The organism is Streptomyces sp. WAC 04229 (genome assembly GCF_003947455.1).
Classification (GTDB): Bacteria; Actinomycetota; Actinomycetes; order Streptomycetales; family Streptomycetaceae; genus Streptomyces.
Genome location: NZ_QHJH01000023.1, coordinates 59571 through 65570 on the forward strand (window position 1 = coordinate 59571; position 6000 = coordinate 65570).

General features: G+C 71.9%; 6 protein-coding genes and 1 pseudogene. 2 read left to right on the top strand and 5 right to left on the bottom strand.

What is annotated here, in order from left to right:
- Nucleotides 1–36 precede the first annotated feature (36 nt).
- Complete coding sequence (locus DMH12_RS09780; protein ID WP_125491168.1) at nucleotides 37–453, top strand: DoxX family protein; 417 nt, start codon at nucleotides 37–39, stop codon at nucleotides 451–453.
- On the opposite strand, the gene DMH12_RS38985 is transcribed toward DMH12_RS09780, so the two are convergent.
- Nucleotides 418–564: a hypothetical protein gene (locus DMH12_RS38985; protein ID WP_185832219.1), complete on the bottom strand. Its 147-nt coding sequence runs from the start codon at nucleotides 562–564 to the stop codon at nucleotides 418–420. The two genes, DMH12_RS09780 and DMH12_RS38985, sit on opposite strands and share 36 nt — an antisense overlap.
- A 264-nt stretch (nucleotides 565–828) precedes the next feature.
- Between DMH12_RS38985 and DMH12_RS09785 the strand changes: the two genes are divergently transcribed.
- Complete coding sequence (locus tag DMH12_RS09785) at nucleotides 829–1173, top strand: STAS domain-containing protein (RefSeq protein WP_125491169.1); 345 nt, start codon at nucleotides 829–831, stop codon at nucleotides 1171–1173.
- Between the two features lie 39 nt (nucleotides 1174–1212).
- On the opposite strand, the gene DMH12_RS09790 is transcribed toward DMH12_RS09785, so the two are convergent.
- From DMH12_RS09790 to DMH12_RS09805, 4 genes and pseudogenes are all read right to left on the bottom strand, one after another.
- Nucleotides 1213–4137, bottom strand: a complete 2925-nt coding sequence (locus DMH12_RS09790; RefSeq protein WP_125491170.1) for an FAD-binding and (Fe-S)-binding domain-containing protein — start codon at nucleotides 4135–4137, stop codon at nucleotides 1213–1215.
- A gap of 104 nt (nucleotides 4138–4241) precedes the next feature.
- Nucleotides 4242–4649, bottom strand: coding sequence for a RidA family protein (locus tag DMH12_RS09795; RefSeq protein WP_125491171.1), 408 nt, complete (start codon nucleotides 4647–4649; stop codon nucleotides 4242–4244).
- Nucleotides 4646–5773: a mandelate racemase/muconate lactonizing enzyme family protein gene (locus DMH12_RS09800; protein ID WP_125491172.1), complete on the bottom strand. Its 1128-nt coding sequence runs from the start codon at nucleotides 5771–5773 to the stop codon at nucleotides 4646–4648. Before DMH12_RS09800 ends, DMH12_RS09795 begins: the two co-directional genes overlap by 4 nt.
- Nucleotides 5774–5798: 25 nt before the next feature.
- A pseudogene (locus DMH12_RS09805) lies at nucleotides 5799–6000 on the bottom strand (creatininase family protein); the annotation flags it as partial.

Genomic DNA, 6000 nt, shown 5'->3' on the forward strand with positions numbered 1-6000 from the left:
GGCCGCACGCCGCACGACCCGAGGGAGCGCCCACCGATGAGCACCGCACGCCTGAACGACCGGCTGACCAGGCAGCAGCCCCTGGTGCTCGGCCTGTTCCGCATCGTCCTGGGCCTGCTGTTCACCAGCGAGGGCGCCGCGACGGTCTTCGGGCTGCTGGACCGGCCGGCCAGTCCCGTGGGCGACTGGCCGTTCTGGTACGCCGGGGTGATCGAGCTGGTCACCGGCGCCCTCGTCCTCGTCGGCGCGGCCACGCGCGGCGCGGCGTTCGTCGGCTCGGGGATCATGGCCTTCGCCTACTTCACCGAGCACCAGCCGGACGGGCTGTTCCCGCTCCAGAACGGCGGGCTGTCCCCGGCGCTGTTCTGCTGGGGCTTCCTGCTGCTGGTCTTCTTCGGGCCGGGCGCCCTGTCCCTGTCAGGGCGAGGTGGTCGTCGCCCCGGCGGCGCCTGAGGCGTCGTCCTCCGGAGCCGCCGGGGGCGGGAAGATCAGGTCCTCGAGCGCGTCGGCGGCGAAGAGGAAGGCCATCATCACGACCGGTAGGAGAAGCGCGAGCAGAATCACAGGACCTCCCGGTAGGTCGGTCTGTGGGCTTCGTGGCCCGGCTTTCAGGATGACCCCGAATGGCGGAACGCGCACGGCGGGGCCGGGGCCACGGCGACCGGCTTCTATGTCGAACAGGCGTTCCGAGGGTGGCCGGAGCCCCTTCCCGCGCACCGCACTGCGGCCCTCACCTGCACCTCAGGTGATCCTTTGGCCAACCGTTCATGCATATGCAGAACGAATGTGCGACGCAACCTCTGCCCATGGCGTCGCCGTTGGGTGCGTATGGAACCTCCGATCGAGATCAACTACAGCGATGTCGGCGGCTGGGCCGTCGTGGAGATCCGCGGTGAGGTCGACGTGTACACCGTGCCCACGATCAAGCAGCACATGATCGAGCGGCTCGCGGACGGACTCCGCCGGTTCGTCATCGACCTGCGCGGAGTGACGTTCATCGACTCCATGGGCCTGGGCGTCCTGGTCGGCGCCCTCAAACGGGTCCAGGCCGTCCGCGGCGAGCTGAAACTGGTCATCACCGACGCCCACACCAAACAGCTCTTCGCGCTGACCGGGCTGCGCCACGTCTTCCCCATCTACGACTCGGTGTACCAGGCGAGACGTACGTCATGACCGGATGTCTTCTCCCTCAGACCCTCACCCAGCGCCGAGTCAGGGCCGGGTCGCCCGGTCCAGTTCGATCAGGACGGAGTGGTACGCGCGTCCCGTCGCCCGGTCCATGCCGATCTCGCACATCCGGTTGGCGGACAGGTGGGCGTCGTAGGCGCGCGAGGTGACCTCGGCGGCCTCCTTCTGCGTCGCGGACGCCGTCAGCTCCTTGTGCAGCATGCCCCGGTCACCGGCGAAGGCGCAGCATCCGGCGTCGTCCGGGACGACGACCTCGTCGGCGACCGCCTCGGCGACCTCGCGCAGTTGACCGACGTCGCCGAGGTGCCGCATCGAGCAGGTGGGGTGCAGCACCGCCGAGCGGGCGGTGCGCCGGATCGTGAGCCCGGGCAGGAGTTCCTCGGCGGCCCAGACGACGGAGTCGACCACCGTGAGGTGCCGGTGCAGTTCGCGGTTGGCCTCGGTGAGGTAGGGGACGACCTCGTCGGCGATGCCCAGGGTGCAGGAGGAGGCGTCGACGACCAGCGGAAGCCTTCCGCCGTCGGTCCAGGCCCAGGCGGCCTCGACGACGCGGTTGGCCATCACGGTGTTGGCGTCCTCGTAGCCCTTGGAGTGCCAGATCGTCGAGCAGCAGGTGCCGGCGACGTCGTCCGGGATCCAGACCGGTTTGCCGGCCCGGGCCGAGACGTCGACCACGGCCTGCTGGAGCGAGGGGGTGCCGTCGCTCCCGGCGCCGCCGAAGATGCGGTTGACGCACGCGGGGTAGTAGACGGCCCGCGCGTCCGTCTTCACGGTGGGGGGCACGGCGCGGGTGGCGGCGCCGGGGATCTCCGGCAGCCATTCGGGCACCAGGTCGGGGCGTACGGCCTTGCGGGCGAGGCCGGTGGTGGCCGTCAGCAGCCGGTCGGAGATGCGGTCGGCCGCGCCCACCGCCAGGCGCGCCGACGCCTCGACGGCCTTGAACCGCCTGGCGGTGAGCGCGGCGATCCGCTCCTCGCGCGGGGAGTGCCGCTGGTGCCGGAAGTCCTTCATCATGGCGCCGGTGTCGATGCCGACGGGGCAGGCGATCCGGCAGGTGGAATCGCCCGCGCAGGTGTCGACGGCGTCGTAGCCGTAGGAGGCGAGGAGCTGTTCCTCCACCGGTGAGCCGTCCGGCTGGCGCATCATCTCCCGGCGCAGCACGATCCGCTGGCGTGGCGTGGTCGTCAGGTCGTGGCTGGGGCAGGTGGGTTCGCAGAAGCCGCACTCGATGCAGGGGTCGGCGACGGCTTCGATGCCGGGGATCGTCTTGAGGCCGCGCAGGTGGGCCCTGGGGTCCCGGTCCAGGACGATCCGGGGCGCCAGGACGCCGTCCGGGTCGACGAGTTGCTTCGTGCGCCACATCAGCCCGGTCGCCCTCGGACCCCACTCCAGCTCCAGGAACGGGGCTATGTTGCGTCCGGTGGCGTGCTCGGCCTTCAGCGACCCGTCGAAGCGCTCCACGGTCATCCGGCAGAAGTCGTCCATGAAGGCGGCGTACCGGTCGACGTCGGACGCCTTCGACGCGTCGAAGGCGAGCAGGAAGTGCAGGTTGCCGTGGGCGGCGTGACCGGCGACGGCCGCGTCGAAACCGTGGCCGGCCTGGAGCCGGAGCAGGGCCTCGCAGGCGTCGGCCAGCCGGGACGGCGGGACCGCGAAGTCCTCCGTGATCAGCGTGGTGCCCGCCGGCCGGGAGCCGCCGACCGCGGTGACGAACGCCTTGCGGGCCTTCCAGTACCCCGAGATGACCTTGGCGTCGCGGGTGAACCCGTTGGTCACGGAGGGGACGGGCGCGACCAGGCTCAGCCGCTCCAGGACGTCGGCCGCCGCCCGTTCGTACGCCTCCTGACCCGCGTCGTCCGGTGCCCGGAACTCCACCAGCAGCGCGGCGGTCTCACGCGGCAGTCCCGCCCAGTCCGCCGGCACGCCCCGCACGCTGACCGAGGCGCGCAGGGTGTTGCCGTCCATCAGCTCGACGGCCAGGGCCCCGGCCTCGTTGAAGAGGGGCACGGCCGCCGCCGCGGCGGTCAGCGAGGGGAAGAAGAGCAGGCCGCTGGTGACCCGGCGGTCCAGCGGCAGGGTGTCGAAGACGACGTCGGAGATGAACCCGAAGGTGCCCTGGGAGCCGACCATCAGGCCGCGCAGGATCTCCACGGGCGTGGTGCCGTCCAGGAAGGCGTCGAGCCGGTAGCCGTTGGTGTTCTTGATCTCGTACTTGGCCCGGATGCGGTCGGTGAGTGCCGCGTCCGCCTCGATCTCCGCCTTGAGGGCCAGCAGACCCGCGCACAGGTCGGGCTCGGCGCGGGCCAGCTTCTCGTCCGCGTCCGGGGCGGCCGTGTCGACGACGGTGCCGCTCGGCAGCACGAAGGTCAGCGAGGCGAGGGTGCGGTACGAGTTGCGGGTGGTGCCCGCGGTCATGCCGGAGGCGTTGTTGGCGACGACCCCGCCGACGGTGCAGGCGATGGCGCTGGCCGGGTCGGGGCCGAGGACCCTGCCGTACCGGGCGAGGGTCGCGTTGGCCCGCATGACGGTGGTGCCGGGCCGGATGCGGGCCCGCGCGCCGTCGTCCAGGACCTGCACGCCGGTGAAGTGGCGGCGGACGTCGACGAGGATGTCCTCGCCCTGGGCCTGGCCGTTCAGGCTGGTGCCGGCGGCGCGGAAGACGAGGTCGCGGCCGTGGGTGCGCGCGTACCCCATGACCGCGGAGATGTCCTCGGTGGTCTCGGGCAGGACGACGACCTGCGGGACGAACCGGTACGGGCTGGCGTCGGAGGCGTACTTGACCAGGTCGGAGACCTTCCAGCGGACCTTCTCCGGACCGAGCAGTGCGGTCAGCTCCGCGCGGAGCCGCTCGGGTGTGCCCGAGGCACGCCGGTCGGGGACCCGGTCCGCCGCGGCGGCGCGGGCCGATCCGGGGCGGAGGCTGTCCGGCTTGGGCTCCAGCAGGGGCATGACGTTCGTCTCCCACACGGTCTCGGTCGGTGCTGATCAGCGTACGGCTGCGAAGGGCCCGCGTGCCCCGGGGTGCACCGGGGCACGCGAGCGCGGAAGGGTGGTCACCCGGGCGTGGGCGGGCCGGGCCGGACGGCCACCACGTCGATCTCCACGAGGATGCCCATGAGGTCCGACCCGACGGTGGTGCGCACCGGGCAGGGCTCGTCGAAGAACTCGCGGTAGGCGGCGTCGTACGCGGCGAAGTCCCGCTTCAGGTGTTGCAGGTGCGTGGTCACCTTCACGACGTCCCGCAGGGAGAGCCCTTCCTCGGCGAGGACCGCGCCGACGTTGCGCAGCACCTGTGCGGTCTGCGCGCCGACGCCTGCGGGCACCTCGCCGGTGACCGGGTCCTGCGGGCCGAACCCGGCCGTGAACAGCAGTCCGCCGGCCACCACGCCCTGCGCGTACGCGCCCGCCGGCCGGGGAGCCCCGGCCGTGCGCACGGCTCGCTTTCCGGTCCCGCCGCTCATCCGGTGAGGTCTCCGTCCCGCTCGTTGACCCCGGCGTAGTGGCGGAGCTTGTCCTCGTCCACCCGTACGCCCAGGCCCGGGCCGGACGGCACCCGCAGCCTGCCGTTCTCCAGGTGCAGCGGCTCGATGATGTCGTCCGCGTGCAGGTAGTACATGCTGTCGATCGCGCGCGAGAGGACGGGTGTGCTCGACACGACGGCCAGGTGCGCGGCCGTGGCGATGCCGAGTTCCCCGCCGCTGTGCAGGTTCATGCCGAGGCCGAAGGTCTCGCAGTGCGCGGCGAGCGCCTTGGTCGCGGCGATGCCGCCCCACTTGTAGACGTCACCATGGATGACGTCCACGGCGTTCAGCCGCATGGCGGGCGCGAAGTCCTCGAAGCGGACGACGCACATGTTGGTGCACAGCGGGATGCGGACCTTCGCCTTCACCTGGCTCATGCCCTCGATGCCGACGCACGGGTCCTCCAGGTACTCCAGGTCGAGTTCCTCCAGCGCGATCCCGGCACGCACCGAGTCGGGGACGGACCAGGCGGCGTTCGGGTCGACGCGCAGGTTCACCGCGGGCAGCGCCTCGCGGATCGCGCGCAGGATGGCGACGTCGCCCGCGCAGTCCTTGGTGCCCTTGAGCTTGACCGCGTCGAAGCCTCCCTCGGCGACGACGCGCACGGTGTGCTCCGCCAGGGCCTTGGGCAGGTCGGCCGGCGTGGCGCCCGGCGCGTCGGCGCGGGTGATGAGCGCGGTGATCGGGACCTCGTCCCGCACGGGGCCGCCCAGCAGGTCGGTGAGGGACTGGCCGGTCGCCTTGCCCATGGCGTCCCAGCAGGCGACGTCGACGGCGGCGATCGCCGCGTAGCCGAGGTAGCCGTGGAAGAACGGCACCATGTGCTGCTTGCGGTGGAAGCTCTCCAGGGCGAAGGGGCTGGTCCCGATCAGGCCGGGGGCCAGTTGCCGGACGATCGCGGCGACCGGGGCGCCCCACATCGTCTCGCCCCAGCCCTCGACGCCGTCGTCGGTGCGGATGCGGACGACGGTGCGGGTCTCACCGGTCTTGGTCTCGAACGAACTCGTGAAGGGGTTGACCAGCGGGAGGTTGACGACCCACACGTCCACGTCAGTGATCTTCATTGCTTCTCCTTGTCGCATCGCTTCATCAGGACGGCCGGCTCGCCGTGTCGAACGCCCGGATCGCGTCGGCGAGGCCGCGTGCCCGGTCGTCCAGCAGCAGGCCGCCCCGGACGGCGTCGGCGCCGGACGCGTCGTCCGTGGCGCCGTCGACCCGCTCCCACTCGCCGTGGCGTTCCACGGTCAGGCCGGGGTGCGGCGGGTTGTCGAACAGGGGCGGCGGTTCCACG

Excerpts from the sequence above, each read along its gene's own strand:
- DMH12_RS09780 (WP_125491168.1), top strand. The coding sequence starts at position 37 with ATGAGCACCGCACGCCTGAACGACCGGCTGACCAGGCAGCAGCCCCTG.
- DMH12_RS09800 (WP_125491172.1), bottom strand. The coding sequence starts at position 5,773 with ATGAAGATCACTGACGTGGACGTGTGGGTCGTCAACCTCCCGCTGGTC.
- DMH12_RS09785 (WP_125491169.1), top strand. The coding sequence starts at position 829 with ATGGAACCTCCGATCGAGATCAACTACAGCGATGTCGGCGGCTGGGCC.
- DMH12_RS09795 (WP_125491171.1), bottom strand. The coding sequence starts at position 4,649 with ATGAGCGGCGGGACCGGAAAGCGAGCCGTGCGCACGGCCGGGGCTCCC.
- DMH12_RS09790 (WP_125491170.1), bottom strand. The coding sequence starts at position 4,137 with ATGCCCCTGCTGGAGCCCAAGCCGGACAGCCTCCGCCCCGGATCGGCC.